This is a genomic window from Natrinema caseinilyticum (assembly GCF_024227435.1).
GTDB classification, from domain to species: Archaea; Halobacteriota; Halobacteria; order Halobacteriales; family Natrialbaceae; genus Natrinema; species Natrinema caseinilyticum.
The window spans coordinates 1190911-1215099 of record NZ_CP100445.1 but is presented as its reverse complement, the minus strand read 5'-3'; the positions used below and the strand labels follow the sequence as shown (position 1 = coordinate 1215099).

Annotated in this window: 26 protein-coding genes; 18 read left to right on the top strand and 8 right to left on the bottom strand. The window is 65.0% G+C overall.

The genetic code is table 11. The features are described from left to right. The first annotated feature begins 52 nt into the window (after nt 1-52). The 5 genes from NJT13_RS05840 to NJT13_RS05820 all read left to right on the top strand — a co-directional run bounded on the left by NJT13_RS05840 (nt 53) and on the right by NJT13_RS05820 (nt 2827). On the top strand, nt 53-481 hold the full coding sequence (locus NJT13_RS05840; protein WP_254524625.1) for a DUF8009 family protein: 429 nt from the start codon (nt 53-55) through the stop codon (nt 479-481). Between the two features lie 231 nt (nt 482-712). Further along, complete coding sequence (locus NJT13_RS05835; RefSeq protein WP_254524622.1) at nt 713-949, top strand: hypothetical protein; 237 nt, start codon at nt 713-715, stop codon at nt 947-949. 93 nt (nt 950-1042) lie between these two features. Beyond that, nucleotides 1043-1804, top strand: a complete 762-nt coding sequence (locus tag NJT13_RS05830; protein WP_254524619.1) for a fumarylacetoacetate hydrolase family protein — start codon at nt 1043-1045, stop codon at nt 1802-1804. Between the two features lie 49 nt (nt 1805-1853). Then, the gene (locus NJT13_RS05825; protein ID WP_254524617.1) at nt 1854-2366 is read left to right on the top strand and encodes a YkgJ family cysteine cluster protein; all 513 of its coding nucleotides are present in this window, start codon (nt 1854-1856) and stop codon (nt 2364-2366) included. A 176-nt stretch (nt 2367-2542) separates the two neighbouring features. Then, nucleotides 2543-2827 carry a translation initiation factor eIF-1A gene (locus NJT13_RS05820; protein ID WP_179260169.1) on the top strand — a complete coding sequence of 95 codons (285 nt, stop codon included), beginning with the start codon at nt 2543-2545 and terminating at the stop codon, nt 2825-2827. Nucleotides 2828-2948: 121 nt separating this feature from the next. Here the strand turns inward: NJT13_RS05820 and NJT13_RS05815 are convergent, their stop codons facing one another. Both NJT13_RS05815 and NJT13_RS05810 read right to left on the bottom strand, forming a co-directional pair. Beyond that, a complete protein-coding gene (locus tag NJT13_RS05815; protein ID WP_254524615.1) occupies nt 2949-3122 on the bottom strand; it encodes a hypothetical protein in 174 nt (57 codons plus the stop codon). A 24-nt stretch (nt 3123-3146) separates the two neighbouring features. Beyond that, entirely contained in the window at nt 3147-3485 is a 339-nt protein-coding gene (locus NJT13_RS05810; protein ID WP_254524611.1) for a hypothetical protein, read from the bottom strand. Between the two features lie 108 nt (nt 3486-3593). Between NJT13_RS05810 and NJT13_RS05805 the strand changes: the two genes are divergently transcribed. The 5 genes from NJT13_RS05805 to NJT13_RS05785 all read left to right on the top strand — a co-directional run bounded on the left by NJT13_RS05805 (nt 3594) and on the right by NJT13_RS05785 (nt 8565). Further along, nucleotides 3594-4691 carry a sulfite exporter TauE/SafE family protein gene (locus tag NJT13_RS05805; RefSeq protein WP_254524609.1) on the top strand — a complete coding sequence of 366 codons (1098 nt, stop codon included), beginning with the start codon at nt 3594-3596 and terminating at the stop codon, nt 4689-4691. A gap of 197 nt (nt 4692-4888) precedes the next feature. Then, on the top strand, nt 4889-6370 hold the full coding sequence (locus tag NJT13_RS05800; RefSeq protein WP_254524608.1) for a phytoene desaturase family protein: 1482 nt from the start codon (nt 4889-4891) through the stop codon (nt 6368-6370). Nucleotides 6371-6482: 112 nt separating this feature from the next. Beyond that, entirely contained in the window at nt 6483-7361 is an 879-nt protein-coding gene (locus NJT13_RS05795) for a prenyltransferase (protein WP_254524607.1), read from the top strand. Beyond that, nucleotides 7354-8322: a bisanhydrobacterioruberin hydratase gene (cruF, locus tag NJT13_RS05790; RefSeq protein ID WP_254524606.1), complete on the top strand. Its 969-nt coding sequence runs from the start codon at nt 7354-7356 to the stop codon at nt 8320-8322. Before NJT13_RS05795 ends, cruF begins: the two co-directional genes overlap by 8 nt. A gap of 81 nt (nt 8323-8403) precedes the next feature. Continuing rightward, nucleotides 8404-8565, top strand: coding sequence for a hypothetical protein (locus tag NJT13_RS05785; protein ID WP_254524604.1), 162 nt, complete (start codon nt 8404-8406; stop codon nt 8563-8565). 88 nt (nt 8566-8653) lie between these two features. On the opposite strand, the gene NJT13_RS05780 is transcribed toward NJT13_RS05785, so the two are convergent. The 3 genes from NJT13_RS05780 to NJT13_RS05770 form a co-directional block, all read right to left on the bottom strand. Continuing rightward, a complete protein-coding gene (locus NJT13_RS05780; protein ID WP_254524602.1) occupies nt 8654-8821 on the bottom strand; it encodes a hypothetical protein in 168 nt (55 codons plus the stop codon). A 188-nt stretch (nt 8822-9009) separates the two neighbouring features. Beyond that, a complete protein-coding gene (locus tag NJT13_RS05775) occupies nt 9010-9960 on the bottom strand; it encodes a phytoene/squalene synthase family protein (protein WP_254524600.1) in 951 nt (316 codons plus the stop codon). A 143-nt stretch (nt 9961-10103) separates the two neighbouring features. Then, on the bottom strand, nt 10104-11705 hold the full coding sequence (locus NJT13_RS05770) for a bacterio-opsin activator domain-containing protein (protein ID WP_254524598.1): 1602 nt from the start codon (nt 11703-11705) through the stop codon (nt 10104-10106). Between the two features lie 462 nt (nt 11706-12167). Between NJT13_RS05770 and NJT13_RS05765 the strand changes: the two genes are divergently transcribed. The 6 genes from NJT13_RS05765 to NJT13_RS05740 all read left to right on the top strand — a co-directional run bounded on the left by NJT13_RS05765 (nt 12168) and on the right by NJT13_RS05740 (nt 18362). Beyond that, nucleotides 12168-13121, top strand: a complete 954-nt coding sequence (locus NJT13_RS05765) for a carboxypeptidase-like regulatory domain-containing protein (protein ID WP_254524597.1) — start codon at nt 12168-12170, stop codon at nt 13119-13121. Between the two features lie 705 nt (nt 13122-13826). Then, nucleotides 13827-14228, top strand: coding sequence for a peptide-methionine (R)-S-oxide reductase MsrB (msrB, locus tag NJT13_RS05760; protein ID WP_254524595.1), 402 nt, complete (start codon nt 13827-13829; stop codon nt 14226-14228). 139 nt (nt 14229-14367) lie between these two features. Continuing rightward, nucleotides 14368-14574, top strand: coding sequence for a DUF2196 domain-containing protein (locus NJT13_RS05755; protein ID WP_254524593.1), 207 nt, complete (start codon nt 14368-14370; stop codon nt 14572-14574). A gap of 144 nt (nt 14575-14718) precedes the next feature. After that, on the top strand, nt 14719-14892 hold the full coding sequence (locus tag NJT13_RS05750; RefSeq protein ID WP_254524592.1) for a DUF7556 family protein: 174 nt from the start codon (nt 14719-14721) through the stop codon (nt 14890-14892). 188 nt (nt 14893-15080) lie between these two features. Further along, nucleotides 15081-18107: a bacterio-opsin activator domain-containing protein gene (locus NJT13_RS05745; RefSeq protein WP_254524591.1), complete on the top strand. Its 3027-nt coding sequence runs from the start codon at nt 15081-15083 to the stop codon at nt 18105-18107. Between the two features lie 114 nt (nt 18108-18221). Then, nucleotides 18222-18362, top strand: coding sequence for a rubrerythrin-like domain-containing protein (locus tag NJT13_RS05740; protein ID WP_254524590.1), 141 nt, complete (start codon nt 18222-18224; stop codon nt 18360-18362). Nucleotides 18363-18591: 229 nt separating this feature from the next. Here NJT13_RS05740 and NJT13_RS05735 read toward each other — a convergent pair whose 3' ends face one another. The 3 genes from NJT13_RS05735 to NJT13_RS05725 all read right to left on the bottom strand — a co-directional run bounded on the left by NJT13_RS05735 (nt 18592) and on the right by NJT13_RS05725 (nt 20726). Next, nucleotides 18592-19233 carry a phosphoribosyltransferase gene (locus NJT13_RS05735; protein WP_254524589.1) on the bottom strand — a complete coding sequence of 214 codons (642 nt, stop codon included), beginning with the start codon at nt 19231-19233 and terminating at the stop codon, nt 18592-18594. A 178-nt stretch (nt 19234-19411) separates the two neighbouring features. Next, the gene (locus NJT13_RS05730; RefSeq protein ID WP_254524588.1) at nt 19412-19852 is read right to left on the bottom strand and encodes a universal stress protein; all 441 of its coding nucleotides are present in this window, start codon (nt 19850-19852) and stop codon (nt 19412-19414) included. Nucleotides 19853-20036: 184 nt separating this feature from the next. Then, entirely contained in the window at nt 20037-20726 is a 690-nt protein-coding gene (locus NJT13_RS05725) for a class I SAM-dependent methyltransferase (protein WP_254524587.1), read from the bottom strand. Nucleotides 20727-20863: 137 nt separating this feature from the next. Here NJT13_RS05725 and NJT13_RS05720 point away from each other — a divergent pair, with 137 nt between their 5' ends. Then, the gene (locus NJT13_RS05720) at nt 20864-21940 is read left to right on the top strand and encodes a pyridoxal-phosphate-dependent aminotransferase family protein (RefSeq protein ID WP_254524585.1); all 1077 of its coding nucleotides are present in this window, start codon (nt 20864-20866) and stop codon (nt 21938-21940) included. A gap of 377 nt (nt 21941-22317) precedes the next feature. Beyond that, a complete protein-coding gene (locus tag NJT13_RS05715; protein ID WP_254524584.1) occupies nt 22318-24168 on the top strand; it encodes a carbon starvation CstA family protein in 1851 nt (616 codons plus the stop codon). Nucleotides 24169-24189: the final 21 nt, after the last annotated feature.

Sequence of the window (24189 nt, the reverse complement as noted above, 5' to 3'; positions counted from 1 at the left end):
CTTGGCACCCTCACCGCCACCGCTAAACCGCCGGGATACCTATCCGCCGTCGATGGTGGAAGACGACGATCCATCCGCGATCCGCTCGGTCGCGCTCTCGCCCGAGGACGTGGTCGACGCGTACGTCTACAGTCGCGAGAATCCCGGCGACGCCGTCCTTCGGGCGACCCCGCCGTTTCACGGCCGAATGCGGGCCCGCATTCACGTCTACCGCGTCGACGATACCGAACTGACCGGTGCGGTTCACATCTCGCCCGCGGACGTCATCGCGGACGACGTCATCGCCACGTATCCGGAGTTGGAGCCCGAACTCCCGGAGGCGGACGAGGGCCAGGGGGCCGACGATGCCGACGCGATTCACGAACGTCACGCGAACGCCGTCGCGGACTGGCAGGACCGGGCGCGCGAGGCGATCGTCGACTCCGTCGCACTCGAGACCGACGACGGCCCCGTCGACGTCGAAGTCAAGACGCTCGGCTAGGACCGGCCCGACGGGCGACCGGCCGTCCGATCCCGCTCGAAGCCCGTCCGGCGGGTGTTTCCCGTGGTCGGTTCGCACACCACTGCCGGTCAAGGGTCGTGCGCCACCGATCGCTCCGCTCGAGTGCTCCGTGGCCTCTCTCACGTTCGTCGAGCGCCTCCGTCGTGTCCCGCACTTTCACTTTCACTCCGGACGGATCGGATTGACGTACTGTCGGTCTAATTGATACGTATGCCACTGATCGTCGAAGCAGGGGACGAGACCGCCGATCGCGGCGAAGGGCGTGACAGACGCGAAACCGGCGCATCCGCCGATCGCCGAACCGGAAGCGGAGACCGGTACCGACGGATCGACGTCACCGATCTGCACGCGGCAGGAATCGACGACTTCGTTCGCTCGAACGTCGAGACCGACGCGGTCTCGCTCGAACACCGCGGTGGTCGAACGTACCTCCTCCTCGAGAAATAACGAGCAGCGAACGTCCGTCCGTGCAGGGCCCGACGCCGATCGCCGCCCCGCGAAATCGGTACGACTAATTCACCGGAACCGAGAGCGCCGGTCATGAAACTCGCGCGGATTGCGACGGACGGTGGCCCGGTCTCTGGACGGTACGAGGACGGCGTCGTTCACACGGACGACGGCGTCTACGAAGTCGGCACGGAGGGGGATTTCCTCCCGCCGTGTACCCCCTCGGCGCTGTACTGCGTCGGACGAAATTTTGCGGCGACGATCGAACAAATGGAGTACGAGCGCCCGGACGAGCCCGATTTCTTCATCAAGTCGCCCGCCTCGGTCGTCGGCCACGCGGACCCGATTCCCTATCCGACGTTCTCCGACGAACTCACCTACGCCGGCGAACTCGCGGCCGTCATCGACGAACCCTGCAGAAATCTCTCCGAGGCTGCCGTCTCCGACGTCGTCCGCGGCTACACGATTCTGAACGACATGGATGCCTTAGACCAGGGCGGGCGGACGCCTCGGAAGGCGTTCGACGCGTCCGGTCCGCTCGGTCCGTGGATCGAAACGGCCGTCGACCCGACCGGAATCGACATGTACACGGACGTCGCCGGGGAGCGACGACAGGAAGCGAACACCGAACGCATGCTGTTCTCACCCGCCGAAATCATCGCCTACCTCTCGCGCCGGATCACCTTCCGGCCCGGTGACGTCGTCTCCTTCGGGAGCCCCGCGAATCCCGGGCTGGTCGAACCCGGCGACGCAGTCGAAATCACCTACGAGGGCGTCGGCACCCTCCGGAATACGGTCGTCGACTCGAGCGAGCGCGAGTCACTCGGAATCGAGCGAGAGGTCGTTCGCGCCTGACTCCGTCCGGGTAGAAAGGCACTTGTGGACGACCGCCGACCCACGACACGTGAGCGCTGACGCCCCGCGACGAGTCGAAGTCTTCCCCGGGCGCGAGGCCGTCGTCGAGTTCGATCCGGATCTCACGTTCGAGTGCGTCGACGACTGCACGTGGTGCTGTCACCACGGTGTCCTCCTCTACGACCGGGACCTCGTCGAACTCGCGCAGCGAGCGAACCTCGCCGAGACCACGACGGAGTTTCGCGGCGAAAAGTTCGTCACGCGCGAGGCGAAAGACCGGGACGACCACGTCGCCGAAGACGGCTGTGCCTGTGCGTTCCTGCGGGAGGACGGCCTCTGTACGCTTCATCTCGAAGACGACTGGAAACCGACCCGGTGTTCCGTCTTTCCCCTGGGCGTCTGGCTCGAGGACGGCGAACTGCACGTCGATATCCGCGACTCGGCACACGACCACTGCGACGGACTGAACGTCAGTGAACGTCGCGTTATCGACAACCTCGAGGCCTTTTTGCCGGAGGTACTCTGGACGCTCGAGAACCCCGATTCGGACCGCGAACTGTGAGTGGACAGCTGACCGTGAGCCGAGCGGATGTCCGGGGATTCGTCGTTCAGAACGGGTAGTCCGCACGGCAATCGAGCGGTGCTGCGCCGACGATCAGCCCGCGTACCGGCCACCGACGTGTGGTGCGCTACCACGACTCTCCCATGTTTTAAACGTCTGCCCCCCGTAGAAAGGCTGTGACAGAAGAATCCGGGCGACGGAACCTCCGTATGCCCAACAACGATGAAGTATTCGCCGTCGTAACCGAACATCTCGGGGGCAACCACGTTCGCCTCCGCTGTGAGGACGGCGAGGAGCGACTCGGCCGCATCCCCGGGCGCATGAAATACCGCACCTGGATCGAGCAAGACGACATCGTCGTCGCAGAGCCCTGGGACTGGCAGGACGAGAAGGCCACTATCGAGTGGCGATACACCGGCCAGGACGCCGATCAGCTCCGTCGCGAAGGCCACATCGATTGAACTTCTCGGTTTCGGCCTGAGACGTCGATTTCTCTCGCGGACTCGTCGAACGCACGGGACACGTCTCGACCAGCGAGTGCCGTCTCGACGCACCCGCTTCTGGAATCGTACTGACCGCGTGTTAACAGAAGTACACCCAGTACGTATGGCCCTGTGAACACGTAACCGTCGTGTACTCGCCGAACGCCGCGACGGATTTCCGGACGCGGACGTCCGTCCCCTCGTCGGGGAGTGCGACGCTCGCGTTCTCCCCGCAGAACGGACAGTCGACCGTTTTCGTTGCGATTTCTTGCATCACCTTTCGCCACGCTACCGTACATCACGGCTCTGCATAACCCTTGTTCGCGATCTCCGTGAGTGTCCGCGAATCGGTGACGGGGGCTCGTTTCGCGGTCCCCGTCCGAGTTCGCTTCGTCGTCTCCAGTCGCCGGACACGGGCCGACGAGGGCCGATCCGACGCGTCGGTCGCCTGGGGCGGAAGCTGTCGGTCGGGGACGCTCACTGTCCGGCGGACGGAGCGGCCGGTCGGTTCGCCCGACGGCCGGTGTGGACAGTCGCGCACACCTCGACGCAGCGACTTGTACCCGCCGGAAACGGTCTCGGAGCGTCCGAGCGCGGCCGCGACGAGCGGGAGCCGGTCACGAGCGCGACTGACCACACGTGTGCCACCTCTCGTGGCGACTCCCGGTCGTGCAAACGGTTACCAGGGCGACGAGAGACGAAAATCCATTTATGCCGGAACTCACAACGCTGGGTTCACGGCTCAATGATCCCTTCCTCATCGGCCACTACTGTCCAGAAGACGTTTCTCAAGTATCAGCACATCATCGTGTTCCTCGCACCGATCGCGTTCGTGGTCGGCGTCTTCTTCTTCGCACCCACCCCCGCGGACGCCGGAGTCGGCTACTGGCTCGAGTACTGGTGGCTCTTCGTCGCGTTCGGTGTCGGCGCGACGATCGTCAACACGGTCGGTATCAGCGGTTCCGCGCTGTTCGTCCCCTTCCTGATTTTCGTCTTCCCGCTGATCGCCGCTCCCCTGAAGCCGAACACGCTGGTGAAAATCGGGCTCATCAGCGAGTCCTTCGGACTCTCGAGTTCCGCGCTCGCGTTCGTCCAGTACGGACTGGTCGATCGCCGACTCGCGACGACGCTCGTTCTCGGCGGCGTCCCGTTCGTGGTCGCGGGCGCACTGCTCTCGTTTATCATTCCGGAACCGATGTTTCACGCCCTCCTCGGTATCGCGCTCCTCGCGGCGTCGCTGCTGTTATTTCGGGCGAACCTCGGTCACGAAGAGCCGGGCAGCGGTCCGGCGGAGTCAGGCGGCGGGACCGTCTCGACCGACGGCGGGACCGACGTCGAACTTCCCGACGACGCGAACAAACTCGGTCCCGCGGGGGTCGAAACGAACGCCGGCGGCACCGTCACGCGAGTCGATCGGGACGGGAACGACTATCGGTACTCCCACGGCGGCTACCTCGAGCGGTTCGCCAACTACAGCGTCGGCGGCGTCTTCCAGGGACTGGCCGGCTTCGGCATCGGCGAACTCGGCATCATCTCGATGCTCCGGACCGAGGTTCCCGTCCGCGTCGCCATCGGGACGAATCACATCGTCGTCGCGACGACTGCCGTGCTGGCCTCGGTGGTCCACGTGTTCGGCGGCGGCCTGGTCGGCGGACACGCGATGGACCTCGCATCCACGCCCTGGAACATGGTCGTCTGGACGGTCCCCGCGACCACGCTCGGCGGACAGATCGCCCCCTACGTCTCGGCTGCACTGAATACCGGAACGATCAAACGGGGCGTCGGCGGCCTGTTCGCAGTCATCGCCGTCGCGCTGTTCCGGATGGCTGTCGGCGGGTTCTGAGTGCGCGAGTTCGTACCGATCGCCGGACGACTGTCCCCGGGAACCGCTCGGAACGGGAGATCGGTCGCTCGACGAGTGCGATATTCTCTCCTCCCCGCGCCGATGGGTACCCCCAGTCGTGAATCGTCAGTGACCGGTCGTATACCCTACCTATGTATGACCCACGTTTAACACCGGTCCCCTACTCACCATCACGTATGGAATCGCTGGCCGGTGAGTCGGTCGTCGTGGTCGGAGGCGGAATCGGGGGGCTCTCGACGGCCTGTTACCTCGCCGATGCGGGTGCCGACGTCCGCGTCATCGAAAAGAACGAACAACTCGGTGGGCGAGCGAGCCGCCTCGAGCGGGACGGGTTCCGGTTCGACATGGGCCCCTCGTGGTATCTGATGCCCGACGTCTTCGAGCGGTTTTTCGCCGACTTCGACCGGACGCCGAGTGATTACTACGAACTCACGCACCTCGATCCCCACTATCGGATCTTCTTCAAGGACGGCGATCAGGTCGACGTCACGCCGGATCTCGAGCGAACGAAGGCGGTCTTCGAGGCGTACGAGCCGGGTGCGGGCGAAACGCTCGAGCGCTACCTCGAGACGTCGAAAGAGAACTACGAGGTGGGGATGGAACACTTCGTGTACGAGGACCGGCCGCGACTGCGCGATTACCTGGATCTCGACGTGGCTCGACAGGCGCGGGGACTCTCGCTGCTGGGGTCGATGCAGGACCACGTCGAGGAGTACTTCGACCATCCGAAACTCCAGCAGATCATGCAGTACACGCTGGTGTTCCTGGGCGGTTCGCCCACGAACACCCCGGCGTTGTACAATCTGATGAGCCACGTCGATTTCAACCTCGGCGTCTGGTATCCCGACGGCGGCATCGGCACGGTCGTCGACTCGGTCGCCGAACTGGGCGACGAACTGGGAGTCGAATACGACACCGACCGGCCGGCGACGGCGATCAAGGGACGAGCGGGCGGGTTCAAGGTCGAAACGCCGGACGGCGCCCTCCGGCCGGACCTGGTCGTGAGCAACGCCGATTACGCACACACCGAACAGGAACTGTTGCCGCCAGAACGACGCGGGTACGACGCCGACTACTGGGAGAAGCGCACCTACGCACCGTCCGCGTTCTTGCTCTATCTCGGCGTCGAGGGCGACGTCGACGAACTGGCCCATCACACGCTCGTTCTCCCGACCGAGTGGGACCAACACTTCGACCGGATCTTCGAGACCCCGCAGTGGCCCGAAAATCCCGCCTACTACGTCTGTGTCCCCTCCGAAACCGACGATACCGTCGCGCCAGAGGGCCACAGCGCACTCTTCGTGCTCGTCCCCATCGCACCCGGCCTCGAGGACACGCCCGAAATCCGGGATCGGTACCGGGACCTGATCCTGTCGGACGTCGCTACGCACACGGGAACCGATATTCGCGACCGGATCGTCCTGGAGGAGCGGTTTTGCGTCGAGGATTTCGCGAATCGATACAACAGCTACGACGGCACCGCGCTGGGCCTGGCACATACGCTCCGGCAGACCTCGCTCTTCCGACCGCCACACCGCTCGAAGGGCGTCGACGGACTCTATTTCGTGGGCGGAGATACCACACCAGGGATCGGAATGCCGATGTGCCTCATCAGTGCCCGGTTGACGGCCGAGGCGGTGCTCGAAGATCACGGATGACCGACCGCATCGTGACAGACTGGTGGAGCGTGATGGCCGAACGTAACGGAACGACTGGCCGAAACGGGCCGACCGAACGAACCGACCGTACTGGGCACTCGAGGGAGCATCGATGACGGAGCGATCGAGTTCGACGGCCGCGACGGAACCCACGGTCGGCGAACGGCTATCGTACCTGGTGACGCTGTCGCGGCCGCGGTTCTGGCTGTATCTGGCCGGACCCGTCCTGGTCGGTGTCGCGTACGCCGCCGATTCGGTCGGGGAGTTGGTCACGCCGTCGACGGTCGCCCTGTTCGGCTACTTCCTCGTGCCGGCGAACGTCTTCCTCTACGGGATCAACGACGTCTACGATCGAGAGATCGATGCGACGAACCCGAAGAAGGAAGCGCGCGAGGCTCGCTACCGCGGTCAGCGATTCGTTCCCGCAGTCGTCGGGCTCTGTGCGGCCCTCCCGCTGCTGTTCGCACCGCTGATCGCCACGGCGGCGGTACCCTGGCTCGTCGTGTTTCTCGTCCTCGGTGCGGCCTATAGCGCACCTCCGGTCCGGTTCAAGACGACGCCCGTCCTCGACTCGATTTCGAACGGCCTCTACGTCGCACCGGGGATTGCGGCCTATGCCGCCGTCGCCGGGGTGCAACCGCCACTGCTCGCGATCGCCGGCGGCTGGCTGTGGGCCATGGGAATGCACACTTTCTCGGCGATCCCGGACATCCGACCCGACCGGGAAGCGGGGATTCGAACGACCGCGACGGTGCTCGGCGAGCGTCGCACCTACGCCTACTGCGGTGCGTGCTGGCTCGCCAGCGCGGCCGCCTTCGGCGTACTCGACGTTCGACTGGGCGCGCTCATGCTCGTGTATCCGGCGCTCGTCGTCGCGATCGCCACCGCGAGCGTCGCCGTCCATCGCGCCTACTGGTGGTTCCCCGCGATCAACACCATCGTCGGCGCGCTCCTGACGATGGGCGGGATCTGGAGGCTCCTGTATGGATAGCGGGGAAGCGAACGGGTCGACGTCGAATTCGAACCCGGACGCGGACGGCCGTTCGAATCAGCACCAACCCGTGGACTCGAGGTCCAGTTCCCGTTTCCCGTTCGGAGACGGTGCCAACCCGCCGCGAATCGCGCTCCAGCACCGACTCGAGGAACTCGTCCGAGAAAACCGCGTCACGATCGCGGTGGTGTTTCCGATCGTCGGCGCGGTGTCGCTGCTCGCGAGCGCCGAGGGACTACTCCCGCCGGTGCTGTCGTACAATCCGGTGTTGCTCCTGTTTGGCACCCTGGTGATGCGCACGCCGTTGGTCGTGGCGCTGCTGCCACAGATCGACCGACGGGCGATCGGTCCGCTGGTCGTCCTGACGGCGTACACCTACGCGATCGAACTGGTGGGCGTGCGGACGAACTGGCCGTACGGCGCGTTCGAGTACGGAGTGGAACTCGGGCCGATGCTGGGCGGCGAGGTCCCCCTCGCCCTCCCGCTGTTTTTCGTCCCGCTGGTGCTAAACGCCTATCTGCTCTCCCTGCTCGTCCTCGGTCGTCACGCCGACCGGGCTCTCGTCCGACTTCTCGGGGCGATCGGAGCCGTCCTCGCGGTCGATCTGGTCCTCGATCCGGGGGCCGTCGCGATCGGCTTCTGGACGTACGCCTCGCCCGGCAGCTATTACGGCGTGCCGGCCTCGAACTACCGCGGGTGGCTCCTCTCCGGCGCCGTCGCTATCGTCCTCGTCGATCTCGCGTTCGATCGCGCGGCGCTGCTCGAGCGCGTCCGAACCTGCGAATTCGCGCTGGACGATCTGGTGAGCTTCGTCCTGCTCTGGGGATCGATCAACGTCCTGTACGGGAACTGGCTGGCCGCGATCGTCGCGGGGCTGTTCTGTCTCGGCCTCGCACGGACCGACCGCTACGATCTCGAGGCGGTCGGATTCGCACTCCGACCCGGACGATTCCGACGATGATTCGCGCCGACCGGTTCGGACGACTCGAGACGCGGAACACGCCGGCAGTTCGCTTTTGCTGCCGTAGTTATTACCGTTCGTATGGCGATCAAAGAACCGCTCGAATGTCCGGTCTGTCGGGAATCGCCCGCTCCCGGCCGTCAACTCGAGGAGCATTTGCTCGCCGAACACACGAAACGGAAGCTGGCGAAGTTCATCGTCGCCGAAACGACCGCGATATCCACCGATTACATTTCCGAGTAACGCGGCCGAATTTCGGGGGTCCGTTCGATCGAACGCCCCGTCCAGCGGACCGCGGACGGGGCTGAGGCTAGTTCTCCGCGGGAACGGGTTACAGGAACGGACTCGAGATGGCGTCGCCGAACGAGAGCAGTACCGTTACGGCGGCGATCGTCACGGCGATCCACGCGCCGAGCGTAATCGCCGCCGTTCTGGCCGTCGTTCGGTCGTCGCTCGCGGGCCTCGACGCGGCAGACGTTTCGGGGGACGTGGCGCCCACTCGAGCGGTCGAGCCGTCGAAACGGGACCGCGATATCGTGGGGCTCGATATGCGGACGGGTCTCGACCGCGTCGGACTTCGTCTCACCGTCAGTACTACCGCGTCGGAACGCGGTCTCCGTCGGTACTACCGCGTCGGAACGTGGTCTCCGTCAGTACTACCGCGTCGGAATGCGGTCTCCGTCGGTACTACCGCGTCGGAACGCGGTCTCCGTGTTCCGGACCGCGCCGGCCGGGTTCGGCCGTCGGGACCGCAGACACCCGCTGGAACACCGCTTCCGGATCGCGGTTCCAGTGCCAGTGCCAGCGCGTCTTCGCGAGACACCACAGTTTCCGAGCGGTCGACAGCGACGGTTCGCTCGAGAGGACGTCGTACTCCTGGTTCCGAATCACGGTGTGGTGTTCGGCGTAGAGGACCGCCGCCAGCAAGACCGGAAGCTGGCAGTCCTCGGGAAGATACCGTATCCCGGCGACGCCCTCCCGGTAGAGGGCTTCCGTTCGCTGTAGTTCGCTGGCCATCGCCGCCGCGAACGAATCGGAGTACTCGAGCCGTTCGATCTGTGCGGGATCGACGTCGTGTTCCCGGAGCGTCTCCTGGGGGACGTAGATCCGATCGCGCTCGAGAACGTCCTCCCGAACGTCTCGCAGGAAGTTCGTCATCTGGAAGGCCTCACCGAGTTTGACGGCGTGGGGAAGCGCGGTCTCCTCGGCATCGGGTTCCATGATCGCGGTCATCATGACGCCGACGGAGGCGGCCGACCCCCGCATGTAGGACTCGAGATCGGCGTACGTCTCGTATCGGCTCGTCTCGATGTCGGTCGCCATCGCGTCGATGAAGGTGTCGACCTCCTCGTCGGTAATCCCGTATCGCTCCCGGAGTTCCTGGAACGCCTCGAGAACGGGATCGTCGGCCGGTTTCTCGCCTAGCGCCTGGGCCCGAAGGTGCTCGAGTTGGGCCCGCTGGGTCTCGGAGTCGACACCGTCGGCGTCGTCGACGACCTCGTCGGCGATCCGGAAGAACGCGTAGAGGACGTGCGTGGCGCGTCGCACTCGCTCGGGGAGAAACCGCGTCGCGAGATAGAACGTCTTCCCGGTCCGCTTCTGTATCGCTTTGCTTGCGTTGATGTGTTCCTGTTGCATCCTCTGCCTCGTTGACTCCGCCTGACGGCGATCGGATAAGAATTCTACAACAGGTATATATAAAGTACCAATCCCTCACTATGTATACTTCCACCGAATCGGACAGATTCCAACGGCGGGACCCGACGTCGGGCCGGGGAGGCTCACTCGAAGAGTTCGTCGAGCAGTTTTCGCTGAGCGGTCCGCAAGTGCTGGTGAAACGTCGACCGGGAGATATCCATCGACTCGGCCAGTTCCTCGCCCGACACGTCGCGAGGCCATTCGAAGTAGTTGGCGTAGTAGGCCGTCCGGAGGGCCGTAAGTTGGCGGTCCGTCAGGGACGATTCGAGTCGCGCTGTCAGATCCCGCGGCGCCTGCGCACGCTCTTCCCGTTCGTGGTAGCTGACCAGTTCCACGCGGTCGTACCGTCGCTCGAGCAGATCGTAGACCGACCGCGCGGACCGTCCGTCCGGCAGTTCGATCGCGAGGTCGGCGATCCCGCCGGAAACCGAACACTCTCTGAGCACCGCGCCGTGTTCGTTCAGCGCCGTTATCAGTCCGTTCGGGGCGGTGACCTCGAGGACGGTGCTGTCGTCCGCATCCGAGAGGATCGTTACGGTTCGATCGTCGTCGACCGCAGCGGACAGGTCGTCGGTGGAGACGCCGCGGTCGGCGGTGAGGAAGACGATCGGCGTGCCGTCGCGGTCGTACGTCTGCCCGCGGTAGCTGATCGCGGCGTCGATTTCGTCCGCCAGCTTCGTGACGAACAGCGACGGATCCTCGATCGCGACCTCGATGGCGACCACGGTTTCGCTCGTCAGCATTCGCCTGGCCTCGAGTGCGTTCATCGCGGTCGCGACCGTTCCGGAAAGCGACTCGAGGACGAGGAGTTCGCGCTCGTCGAACGCGTCGGGTTCGCCGGCGAACACGACGAGGACGCCGTAGACGACGTCACCGTATGCGACAGGGAGTGCGGCGACGGACTGGAACTGCTCCTCGGCTCCCGTCGGCCACCACTGGTCCGCATCGTCGAACGACGTGATGTCTTGAATCGTCTGCGGGTCGCCGGTCGACAGCGCCCGGACGGCGGGGTGGGCGTCGTCGGTCTCCAGGACGAGTTCACCGTCCTCGAGGGGACTCTCGTTCTCGCCGGCCCACTCCCGAGGCGACAATCGTCGATTCGTGACGTCGACGCGGCCGATCCAAGCGAGAACGTAGGGTTCGGTCTCGACGAGTCGCTGACAGACGTCGCGTTCGATCTCCGCTCTCGTCCCCGCGCCGACGGCGGCGTCGGTAACGTCCTGGACCAGTCCGTCGACGCGCTCCAGGACGTGTTCGAGCGCCTGGCGCTCCTGGCGTAGTTCCTGGGCGGTCTCCGCGGCCGCGATCTCCGCGAGTTTTCGCTCGGTGATCTCGAGGTGGACGAGCGAGGCCAGTCGCTCGCCGTCGTGGCTGAATCGATTGACCCGCATCAAAAACCAGCGCTTTTCATCGGGCGAGTGACACGGATACTCCATCGAGAACGATTCCTGACCGCCCGCGAGTACGGACTCGATGCCGGTCAACGCCCGCTCGGCGTACTCGTCGTCGTCGACGGCCGTCGTCGCGAGGTAGTTGCGGCCGACGTGGTCGACCGTCCCGTCGCTCGACCCGAACTCGCGCCAGGATCGATTGGTCAGTAGAATCTCGCCGTCGTTGTCGATGATGGCCACGGTGATCGGGAGCGTCTCGAGGGCCGCTGCGGCGAGATCGTGGCGGATATCCATCGGGTGTGCCTTGGCCTTTCTCCCCCATAACGGACTCGAATGACTCGAACGAGCGGCCGTCGTTCGGTCCCCGAGGTTGGTCGCTCGTCCGCCGTGGTCCGCACGCCTCCCGAGGCGAAGCGATTTTCATCAGTAATTCTATCTTTGTCGATCGGCTCGTCGACCCTCGTGACGAAATTGCGTCTCTCGGTCCCGCTGTGGACGGCTGCACCGAACGTGACGGAAATAGTGATATTCTCGGGGAGAAACTTAAGTGAATGCGGTATCGACCGGGAGCTATGAATCGCTTCGTGCTTCTCGTCGCGGTGGGACCGAGGTCGGTGGCGCGTCGGTGACCGCTTCGTGGGACGGTGGAGAACGGACCAGGGAGACGGCTTCGAACGGGCAGACGCTCATCGACGTTCCACGCGGCGCTGACGTCTCGATCTCCGTCGAAAAGGACGGTACGTCCAGAACAACCCGATGGAAATCGGAACGGTGACCGATCACACGGGCGAACGAGTCGCGATCTATCCGCCGGCGGACGGCGAAATCACGGTCACTGAGGGCGGCGATTCGGTCGAAAGTGCGTCGGTCACGTTCACGAAACGCGGCGACGACCGCGCAGCGGCAACGGGGACGACCGACGGCGACGGTGTCTTCGCGGTTACCGGACTCGAGACGGGGTATTACGACGTCGTCGTCCGCAAACCCGGTTTCTACGAGGAATCGACCACCGTCGATCTCGAAACGGCCGACGGGACGACGATCGACATCGATCCGGGAACCGCGGAGGTCACGTTTACCGTGACCGACGGCTACCTCGATCAGTCGCTCGAGGTCGACGTCACGATCCTGAAAGACGGCGAACGTGACTCGACCGTGTCGACGAACCAAAACGGCCAGCGAAGCATCGACCTGGCCGTCAATACCGAGTATTCGGTCCGAATCGAACGCGAGGGCTACGGCGAACACGAGCGGAAACTGACGGTCAATGAAACCGACACGAGCCGCACGTACCAGATCGAACGGACGCCGTCGCTGTCTCTCGAGGTCACGAACGATCGCATCATCCTCGGCGAGACCGTCGGCGTTACCGTTACCGACGAATACGGCGACCCCGTCGACGGAACGTCCGTTCGAATCGATGGGACGGACGTCGCCACGACCGACGCAGCCGGCATGGCGGCAGTTCCGATCGAGGCGGCGGGGTCGCTCGATCTCACGGCGGCGGTCGACGGGACGACGTCCAACGCGGTCACCGTGGAAGGTGTCGACGCGGACGGAACCGGTGACGACGGTGAGGAGATCGAGAACACGAGTACCGGTTCCGAGGAACCGGCATCGGAAGACGGCGTCCCCGGATTCGGCGCACCGGCGGCCCTCGTCGCAGGTGCTGCACTCGTCGGCGGACTCGCGGTCCGTCGTCGTGGATAACTGTTGCCGCTCGAGTGTCTCCGGGAAAGTATAAATCGAATAATGGTTTCAGAAATCCTTTTGTATCCGTTCGTGGACACCTCCCACGGAGATCAGGCGTGCTGGGATACCGATCCACTTCGACGATGAGACGGGTGCTGGATCGGCGGACTCCTGTCATCACGGTCCGCCACGGGACAGGTACTCGAAGACGGCGGGTACGTTGACGAGGAGATCTCCGATCGAACGCCGCGCGAACGGACCGGTGCGGACCGACGACTGCTCGCCTCCGTTGGGCCCACCGACCGAACGCGTTGTCCACGCTCACCCCTGTCACGTGCGTCTCGCGGCCGGCTACCAGACGGCGGTCGGCCGCAGACCCGTTGGAAACGACGACACTCATCGTCCAGTGGACAAACGACTATGGATGTCTATGACATAACGACGGATATGGCGAGTGCCCACTCACCCCACGAACGGTCACGATGTCGAAACTGCGGGTTCGAAGCACCCGGCGGAGATGACGAGTGGCGACGGATCACGGTCCCGAAATTGGGCCGAATGACGCAGTGTCCCTCGTGTGAAAGCACCGACGTAATCACGAGTCGCTGACTGCGGTCACTCGAGGCGGCGAGGTCCGCGAGCGCGCGAAGAGAACCGCGCGAGGAACGCGAGCAATTCGCCCGCGCAGACAGATTCTTGGGGCGGACGCGCCAAGGGACGATGATGAGCAACGAGACAAATCGCGTCCCGGCGAGCGACGAGGAGTGGCGCGAGGAATTAAGCGACGAGGAGTACCGAATCCTCCGCGAGGCCGGCACAGAGCCGCCCTTTAGCGGCGAGTTCGTCGAGCATACCGACGCGGGGACGTACGTCTGTGCGGGCTGCAGTGCCGAACTGTTCGATTCCGAAACGAAGTTCGAGTCAGGATGCGGCTGGCCGAGTTTCTACGACGTCGACGGCGACCGTGTCGAGACTCGACTCGACACGAGCCACGGCATGCGCCGAACCGAGGTGCTGTGTGCAAACTGCGAGGGTCACCTCGGTCACGTTTTCGAGGACGGCCCCGAACCGACGGGCAAACGATACTGCATCAACTCGGTCGCCCTCGGATTCGACGACTCCTGACCGCCCTCTCGGTCGGATGAAACGGTCGAATTCGCCCCGTCAAACGGTGCGGACGGGCCACTGGAACTGGAAGACGAGCACGGGCGCACGAGCAACTGCAGGCAGCGTTCTTTTCCAGATACCGACCCCAGTGGCGGACATGTCCGACGAACGACCGACGTCGGCCGAATTGCGCCAGGGAGTCACCGTCGAGCTAGTCCAGGGGGATCAGGACGTCCGGTCCGGCGATACGGAGCCGATAGTCGGCGAGGTCGCCACGGTTTACGGCGACGACCCTGAAGGGCCGCAGGTGGAACTGAAAAACGGCGCCGTCGGACACGTCCTGTCGGTCGTCGCCGACGAATAATGAAATTCTGATAGGTTCTATCTTTCTAATAAGGACGGATATTGGTTTGGAGTGTATTTGATACTCAGTGGTTTTATCCGATATTCAAACACTAATAGAACCCGTTCCGATACATTCATCCCTGCTGTTGAGAAAGGGGTACCCATGGCACCCAACGCGAAACCAGTCGGACGGCCGATTGATGCATCGAGCGATGTGGTGGCAGCGATCGACGAAATCGACGGCCGGTCGCACCTCGTCATCGCCGACATCGGTTGTGACAACGCCTGGATCGCGATGTCGACGTCCCAAACGTCGGTTTTAGACGACGAACGATAATCCGCGATGGGGGCCCGTCGAGCACCGCCGACTGATTGGCCGCGCTCCTCTCTCGACTCGTGGGACCCGACCGCGTCGTCGATCGACCCCGCTCGAGACCGACCGGTACGTTCGACTCGCGTCGTCGGCGACCGGGAAGCGTGAACGGAACGATGCTTTCTATCGGGAGCGGTTCGTAAGGGAACCGAATGGCTTCCGCACGGACGCTCGACGACGCTCGAATCCTCGTGGCCGAACCACCTGAGAGGGATTCAGTGGCCCTCTCGAGCGCGCTCGATGACGACGTGTACGACGTGATCGCGGTTTCGACCGCTGACGCGGCGCTCGAGTCCATCGCGTCTCCCCCCGTCGACTGTCTCCTGACCGCGCAATCGTTCCCGAATTCGGAATCGAACGGTCTCGACCTCCTCGAGGCGGTCCGCGAGCGTGATCCCGACCTCCCGGTCGTCCTCGCCCCGACCGATGGCGACGAGTCGCTGGCCAGCGACTCGATCGCCGCGGGCGTCACCGCGTACGTCCCACGCGACGGGACCGAAGACGAGACGATCGACGACTGTCGGACGGCGGTCGAACGGGCGCTCTCGAGGGGACGGACGCGGCGGCACCGACGAACCCGCGCTCGCCAGTTCGAAGCGATCTTCGAGGACCCGGAGACGTACTCGTGGATACTCGAGCCGGACGGCGTCGTGCGACGGGCCAACGAGCCCGCACTCGCGGCGACCGACGCGAGCGCGAGCGACGTTCTCGGCCGGCCGTTCCAGGACCTTCCCCTGTGGCAGCGGACCGCCGATTGCCCCGAAGCAATTCGAGAGACGATCGAGCGGGCAGCGACCGGCGCGGTCGCCCATCGGGAACTGACCCAGGTCCACACCGATGGGGGCGGCGTGACCGACCCGGATCGGGCCGAATCCTCGAGCGAGTCCGAGCGGCGGGAGCCGGTTCGCACGCTCGAGATGACCGTTCGGCCGGTCCGAGACGAGTCGGGCGCGGTCGACTCGCTGCTCGCGCGGGCGACCGACGTCACCGAACGCGCCCGCCTCGAGCGGGACCTCCGCGAGTCCGAAGAGCTCCACCGGGTGACGCTCAACAACATGACGGATACCGTCCTCATCACCGACGACGACGGTGAATTCACCTACGTCTGTCCCAACGTCCACTTCATCTTCGGGTACTCCGACGACGAGATCCACGACATGGGCTCGATCGACGAACTGCTCGGCCCGGACCTCTTCGACCGCGCCGACCTCGAGTCGGCCGGCGTGTTGACGAACATCGAGTGTACGGCGACCGACAGAGCGGGCCGCGAACACACCCTGCTGGTCAACGTTCGCGAGGTTTCGATCCAGGGCGGGACGACCCTCTACAGCTGTCGCGATATCACGAAGCGAAAGCGCCGCGAGGAGGCGTTGACGGCGCTCCACCGGACCGCCCGCCAGCTCCTGTACGCCGAGACCGACCGCGAGATCGCCGACGTCGTCGTCGCGGACGCGACGGACGTACTGGATCTGGAAGCCAGCGCCGCGTACCTGTTCGACACGGACGAAAACGTGTTACGGCCGGTCGCGTCATCGACGGGGATGGAGCGGTTGCACGGGCCGGTTCACGATCATCGGGCGACGGACGACAGCATCCCCGGTCGCGTCTTCGTCGACGGACAGAGTCGCTTCTTCGCGGACGTCCACGACTCCCCGTCGCTTTCGAATCCCGGGACGGATCTGCGGAGCGCGGCGTACGTGCCGCTCGGAGACCACGGCGTCTTCGTCGCGGGATCGGCGACGTCGGGAACGTTCGACGAGGTCTCGCGCGAACTGACGGACCTGCTGGCGGCGACCGCGGAGGCGGCGCTCGATCGGGTCGAGCGGGAGCGGACCCTGCGGGAGCGCGACCGCGAACTCGAGCGCCGGAACCATCAGCTCACCCGCCTCAACGGGATCAACGAGATAATCAGGGAACTCGACCAGGCCCTGGTCAGGGCGGAGACGCGCGAGGAGATCGAACGCGCCGTCTGCGACAGACTCACGACCGCCGATCGCTTCTCGTTCGCCTGGATCGGGACCGTCGACGCCCACGGCGACGGCGGCCGCCTCGAGGTGCGCACGCACGGGGGGTCGACGGACGGACGGGAGTACCTCGACGGCGTGTCGCGCTCGCTCGCGGACGCGAGCGAACCCGCCGTCAGGACGGCGGTCGATCGGGAGGAAACCGTCGTTCCGAACGTCGCGGAAGGGCTACGCGACGAACCGTGGCGGTCGCAGGCGCTGGCCCGCGAGTATCAATCCGTCGTGAGCGTCCCCCTGTCCTACGACGAGTTCACCTACGGCGTTCTGACGGTCTATGCGGACCAGCCGGAGGCGTTCGACGACATGATCCGTGCCGTCCTCGCGGAACTCGGCGAGACGATCGCCGCCGCGATCGTCGCGGTCGAGCGAAAGCACGCACTGCTGTCGGACGCGAGCACGCGACTCGAGTTCGAGGTAGCCGACGACGCGTTCTTCCTTACGCGGCTCGCCCGACAGACCGACTGCGTCCTCTCGTTCGACGGGGGCATTCGCCAGCGCGAAGACGGCGCGTCGGTGATCGTCACCGTCGACGGAGCGCGGCCCGACGCCGTCGCCGCCGCGGCCGAGAAATTCGTCACCGTCGACGGCGCACGGGTTATCAGCTCCGACGGGAGTGCTGACGACGGCGGGGCCGCACGCGGTGGCGACGGCGGGACCGAACACGGAGGCGAAAGCGAGGCGGGAGACGGCGTCGGGGGCGCGATCCTCGTCGACCTCTCGCGGCCGGTGTTCGCCTTGCAGCTCGCGGACCACGGCGTCGTCGTCCGGAGCGTCGAGGCGACGCCCCAGAGCACGCGGGTCGTCGTCGACGTTCCTCGATCCGTCGATGCGCGAGAGAGCGCGTCCGTCGTCTCGACGGTGTTTTCGGAGGTCGAACTCCGATCGAAGGAGACCGTCGAGCGGACGACGCCGCGGGATTTCCGATCGGACTTACGGGAACGGCTCACCGACCGCCAACTCGAGGTGGTTCGGCTCGCGTACTACGGCGGGTACTTCGAATCCCCGCGCGAACAGTCGGGCGAGGAAATCGCCGACACCCTCGGCATTTCGCCCGCTGCGTTCTACCGCCACGTCAGGAGCGTTCAGCGGAAGCTCTTCACCGTCGTCTTCGACGAGATCGGACTACCGGCAAATTCTGCGCCACAGGTTGAATAGTGAACCCCCACTTCTTCCGTGCGCTAGTTATCTGACGAACACGTTCATCCTAATATCCCTATTATTCCTAGATGCGACGAACGTCGCGACTCACTGCCGTCCGTCGTATCCACCATGAAAGATATCGAACTCGATCCCGAGGCGGAATCGACCTACGAGTGCTTCAACTGCGGTACCGTCGTGCGTGCAGCCGCGCCGAACGCCTGCCCCGACTGCGGCGCGGAGATGCGCAACCGTCACACACCGATCGAGTAAGGATGACGTCTCACCCGCGTTCTTCGTCGGCTACCGCCTGAGCGACCGCCGAACCGGTCACCGCGGAACCCGCGCCCGGTCGCCTTCGAACTCGCGTTCGAGTCCCTCCTGCGGCCCGGGCCGTCCGCCGACGCGGGCTCGCCGCTCGGGTCGGTGGCCGACGAATCACCGCCGGCAGCGGCCCTCCCCGTCCGATGCGGTCCCCTCTGGCGCCGTTCCGGGTGCCCCGTCAGGCATCACGGTCCGAGGCGCTCCGGAGATACTCGATCGCCGCTTCGTCGGTCACCTGGCCGAAATTCCGGTAGTACTGTCCCACTGCGCGGAAATCCCCGGGCGTCTCCACGGCGATCACCTCGTCCGCCTCTCGCTCGAGGTCGTCGACGGACCGGGGCGAACCCACCGGGACGGCCAGCGCGACCCACTCCGCATCGGTTTGTCGAATCTGCCGGAGGCAGGCCGTCGCGGTCGCGCCCGTGGCCACGCCGTCGTCGACGACCACGACCCGTTTTCCCCGTAACTCGGGTCGTCCCTCCGACTCACGATAGCGATCCGCTTTCCGACGCGCGTTCTCGGCTTCTTCGGCGCGAACCTCCTCTACGTACTCCTCGGAGACTCCCAATCGATCGATCAGGTCGTCGTTGTACCAGACGCTTCCGTCGCTGGCCACCGCTCCCAGTGCGAGTTCGGGATTCCGGGGCGCACCCATCTTGCGCGCGACGACGACGTCGAGGTCCGCGTCCAGCGCGTCCGCGACCGGCCGAGCGACCGGCAGCGCACCGCGCGGAATGCCGAGGACGACGTCCGCGTCCAGGCCGCGGCCCTCGAGTTCCGCTGCGAGTCGTTCGCCGGCGTCGGTTCTGTCGTCGAACATTGACCCGGCCGGTGCGACGACAGCAGTGCACTATACGTTTGTGTCGCACACGCCGGGGCCGACCCACGGTGGGTCCGCGGACCGACCCGTTCGACCGTGACGGTGCTGCGACCGCACGGACGAAGCCGTCGGAGTCGCCGGAGCCGCCGGACCGGGAGACGCGTGCCCTCTCGAACGACTACTGATCGAGCTGTTCGTGAACGACGGCGACGGTCATCGGTGCCCGACGGACCACCTGTTCGGATACGCTCCCGAGCAAGACCCGGTCGACACCAGTTCGTCCGTGGCTTCCGATAACGATCTGGTCGAACCCGTTTTCGACCGCGTAATCGATGATCTCTCGTCCCGGCTTCCCCGTTTCGACGACCGTCTCGAGTTCTCGGTCGCGCTCCGCGGCCGTCCGTTCAGCCGTTTCCAGCAGTTCGCGGGCGTGCTCCTGTGCGCTCTCGTACCCCGGTAACTCCGTCTCCGAATCGGTAAACGACGTCCAGTACCCTTCCGGGAGCCGAATGACGTGCAGCGCCGTCACCGCGGATTCGGGGAACTCTTCGAGCGCGTACGAAAGCGCGGCCGAGGCTTGCGGAGAATCGTCCATCGCGACGAGGGTTTGCGTGACCATGAAATCTCATACCACACAGAGCCTCTTAACGAATACTCCGTCGTTCCTGCCGATCTGCCGGCGTGGAACCGAGCTCACGGGGTCGAGACTATCGTAGTCGCTGAAACGATTCACGTACCGCTCGCAGCGGGGCGGTCAGCGAAGGTCCCTGGCTGCGACTTTGCGAGCGGGGCGGCACTGACTTTCACCGACTACCGTTGCTCGACGAGCCCCTATCGGATCGGCGCTGCAGTCGTCCGCGGAGGATCGGCGTCGCCGGGAACAGTCCGACCTCGAGGCGCTCGATTTCGAGGACGTCGAATCCGTCGTGCCCGACGAACCGTTCGACCGTCTCGCGGTTCAACTGGCAGCCGGCGGCCGCACGCGCCCAGATCGGATTGATGCGGTCCTGGGCCCACGCGCGCCAGCCATCGTTCCGGACGTGCTCGAGAAACCGAAGTTCGCCGCCGGGCCGCAGGACGCGGGCAACCTCGTCGAGTGCGGCGTCGGGATCGTCGATCGTACAGAACACGAGCCCCGAGATGACGACGTCGAAGCTCTCGTCGGCGTAGGGGAGCGATTCGCCGCGGGCACCACGGAGATCGACCGACATGTCCGTTTGTGCCGCCTTTTGGGCGGCCCGGCGCCGCATGTTCGGGTCCGGTTCGACCGCGTGATACTCGAGATCTGCGTCCGCGGCGTCGGCGAGGTACGGAATCATCACGCCGGTTCCCGCGCCCAGATCGAGGACGCGTCCCGAGAGGTCGGCCGCGAGGTACTCCCGGTGGGGACCGAACAGGAATCGGTCGGGCATGAGCCGGTCGTACAGCGCGGCGAACGCCGGATGGCCCGTCATCTCGTCGCCGACGCCGCGGCGTGAATCGCAGTTCGCCATGGTCTGGTCGACACGACGTCGAACGGACGTATACCGTTTCCCGTCCCGCCGGGGTCGGCCCGCCGGTCGGGGGCGCGACGACGGGCCCCTGCCACGTCTCGACGGGTTTTATAGCCGGACGGACCGGCATCCCCAGTATGACCGACGACAGACTTCGGATGACGCCCGGGCCGACCGAGGTGCCGGTCGACGTCCGCGAGCGGATGGCCGAGCCCACGCCGAACCCCGACGTCGAACCCGAGTTTTTCGCGTTCTACCGCGCCTTGACCGAGAAACTCGAGGCGGTCTACGGGGACGACGACGTCGTCGTCCTCGGCGGCGAGGGAATCCTCGGTCTCGAGGCCGCGGTCGCGTCGCTGGTCGAGTCGGGTGATCGAGTGCTGTGTATTTCGAACGGCCTCTACGGGGAGGGATTCGCCGATTTCGTCCGGATGTCCGGCGGCGACGCGGTCGTCTGCGAGTCGCCGTGGCGGGAGCCGCTCGATCTCGCCGCGATCGAGTCCCACCTCGAGGACGGTGCGTACGACGTCGCGACGATGGTCCACTGCGAAACGCCGACCGGCGTGCTGAACGACCTCGAGCCGGTCCTCGACCTGTGCGACGGCCACGACGTCATCACCGTCGTCGACGCGGTCTCCTCGCTCGGCGGGACGCCGGTACCCACTGACCGAATCGACGTCACCCTCGGCGCCTCACAGAAGTGTTTCAGCGCGCCGCCGGGATTGACCGTCTGTTCGATCAGCGACCGCGCCTGGGAGAAAATCGAGTCCTTCGAAACGGAGAGCCTGTACACCGACCTCGAGCCGTGGCGCGACGCCGCCGCCGACGAGTGGTTCCCGTACACGCATCTGTCGTCGAACCTCTACGGACTCGACGCGGCGACCGACCTGCTGCTCGAGGAGGGCCTCGAGCGCGTCTTCGAGCGCCACGAGGAAGCCGCGACGCGCTGTCGGGAGCGAGCCGCCGACCTCGGGCTGTCGCTGTACCCCGATGGAGCGCAATCGTCTCCGACCGTGACCGCACTCGAGATACCCGGACGGGCAGTGGCGGTCCAACAGCGGCTCGCGGACCACCACGACATCGTTCTCGCGACCGGGCTCGGCGACCTCGCCGAAGACGTCCTCAGAGTCGGCCACATGGGCCACAACGCGCGTATCGATCGCGTCGACCGGACGATGGACGCGCTCGCAACCGTACTCGAGGAGGACGAGTAACGGGTGCGTCGGACGCGTCGGGCCCGGTTCTCGCCTTCCGTACCGACCGGGTATCCCGACAGAATCGGCCGGGTATCGCGGTCGGTCCATACGTTCGGGCCTGTTCGAACGAACCGGGGGTCGTCCGCGAGTTCGGCACCCACGGTTCAGATAATTAAATTCTACGGCAAAACGACGAATACTGTCCGCAGGGAGGACCCCGCCGATATACGATGAATCAGCGGATGGCTATCCCGCTTCGACGGCGTTCGCCTCCTGTTGGACGAATTATTTTTATAGATTCCATATGGTTAGAACTTAAATATTCTGTCCCTCCTCCAAATAGTTATAAAAAACAATTAAGGTTTATGCAATCCCTTGATGCGCGTGGGGCTATCATGACACAGGTTATTTGGATCATCGCGGCAGTACTGGTGACGTTTACCGCTGGATACGTGGGGTACTCGAGATACCTGACACGGTTCGTCGAACTCGACGAGGACGCGGAAACACCGGCACACAAATACGAGGACGGACAGGAGTACGTCCCCTCGAAAAAACCGGTCCTGTTGGGCCATCACTACTCGAGTATCGCGGGTGGTGCGCCGATCGTCGGACCGATCACGGCGGGTGCCATCTGGGGATGGGTGCCCGCGTTGCTGTGGATCGCAATCGGGAATCCGCTGATGGGTGCCGTTCACGACTTCGTCTCGCTCTCCGGAAGCCTCCGTCACGAGGGGAAGTCGATCGGCTACATGATCGGCGAGTACGTTGGCGAGAGCGGCAAGAAAATGTTGCTCTGGTTCGCGTTCATAACGATCATCCTCGTCGTCGCGGTGTTCGCACTTGTCGTCGGGATCGTCTTCAACGCGTATCCGGAGGTGGTGACGGCGTCGTTCATCTACATTTTGCTGGCACTCGCCTTCGGGGCCTACCTGTACCAGTTCAACGGCCCGTTCGTCCCCGGGACGATAGCGTTCGTCGCGGGCGTGTTCGCGGCCGTCTGGGTCGGAGTTAATTTCCCGCTCGCACTGTTCCAGCCGACCGCCGAACGCACGGCGGACCTCTCGGTGATCGTTCTCTTCGGCGGAGAAGGGACGTGGGTGCCCGGTGCGGGCGCGCTCGGCGCGAACACCGCGGCCTGGATCCCGATCGTGATGGTCTACGCCGCGATCGCCAGCGCCCTCCCGGTGTGGGTGTTGCTCCAGCCGCGTGACTACCTATCATCGTTCCTGCTGTACGCAGGTGTCGGTGGTGCGATCGTCGCGATAATCGTCGGAACGATCCTCGGGACCTCGTCCGAACCGCTCGTCATCGACAGCTCTATCGGCGCGTTCGAAGGGTTCTGGGGCGTCGAGGCGGCCGGGTACGCACCACTGTTCCCGCTGCTTTTCATCACGATCGCCTGCGGGACGATCAGCGGGTTCCACTCGCTGGTTTCCTCGGGGACGACTGCCAAACAACTCAACAACGAAACCGACGCTCGGCTGATCGGTTACGGCGGGATGCTCGGCGAGGGGCTGCTCGCCGCGGTCGCGCTTTCGACGCTCGCCGTGTGGGGCTTTGCCGACCCGGCAGGCGGGATCGGCGCCGCGCTCCCGAACTTCGCGTCCGGCGGTGGGCTCATTCTCACCAGTCTCGGGGTGCCGGAAACGGTTGGCGCCGTGTTCATGGCGCTCGTCCTCGTGAGCTTCCTGCTCACGTCGACCGACACGGCCGTCCGTCTCGGCCGCTACATGATGGAAGAGATCGTCGGGACGCCCGCCGGCCGGACCGATACCGGCCTGAACACGGATATCCGCTCCATCGCGCGCGGTCGATACACGAACCCGATCGTGCAAGTCGTCCCCGCGTACATACTCGTCGTCTCCGGCCAGTGGGTCGTCCTCTGGCAGCTCTTCGGCGGCGCCAACCAGTTGCTCGCTGCGCTCGCGCTGCTGACCGCGACCGTCTGGCTCGCCAACTGGGACGACAGCAAACAGCTCATCTCGACCGGCGTCCCGATGGCGATCATGGTCACGATCACCACCCTCGGTCTGCTGATCCTGGTCTTCTACGAGAACCTCTATCTGAACCTGCTGCAGGGCGGGGCGACGTCGCTCGAGGGACAGTTCTCGGCGGTCGTGCAGATTGTCCTCGGGCTGGTGTTGATCGGCCTCGCGCTCGCACTCGTCAGACTCGGGTACAGAAACATTAGTCAGGTCCGTCGGGAACCCGGACCGGCAGCGGCCGAACCGGGCGACGACTGACGACAGCGACCGGATTCGAGT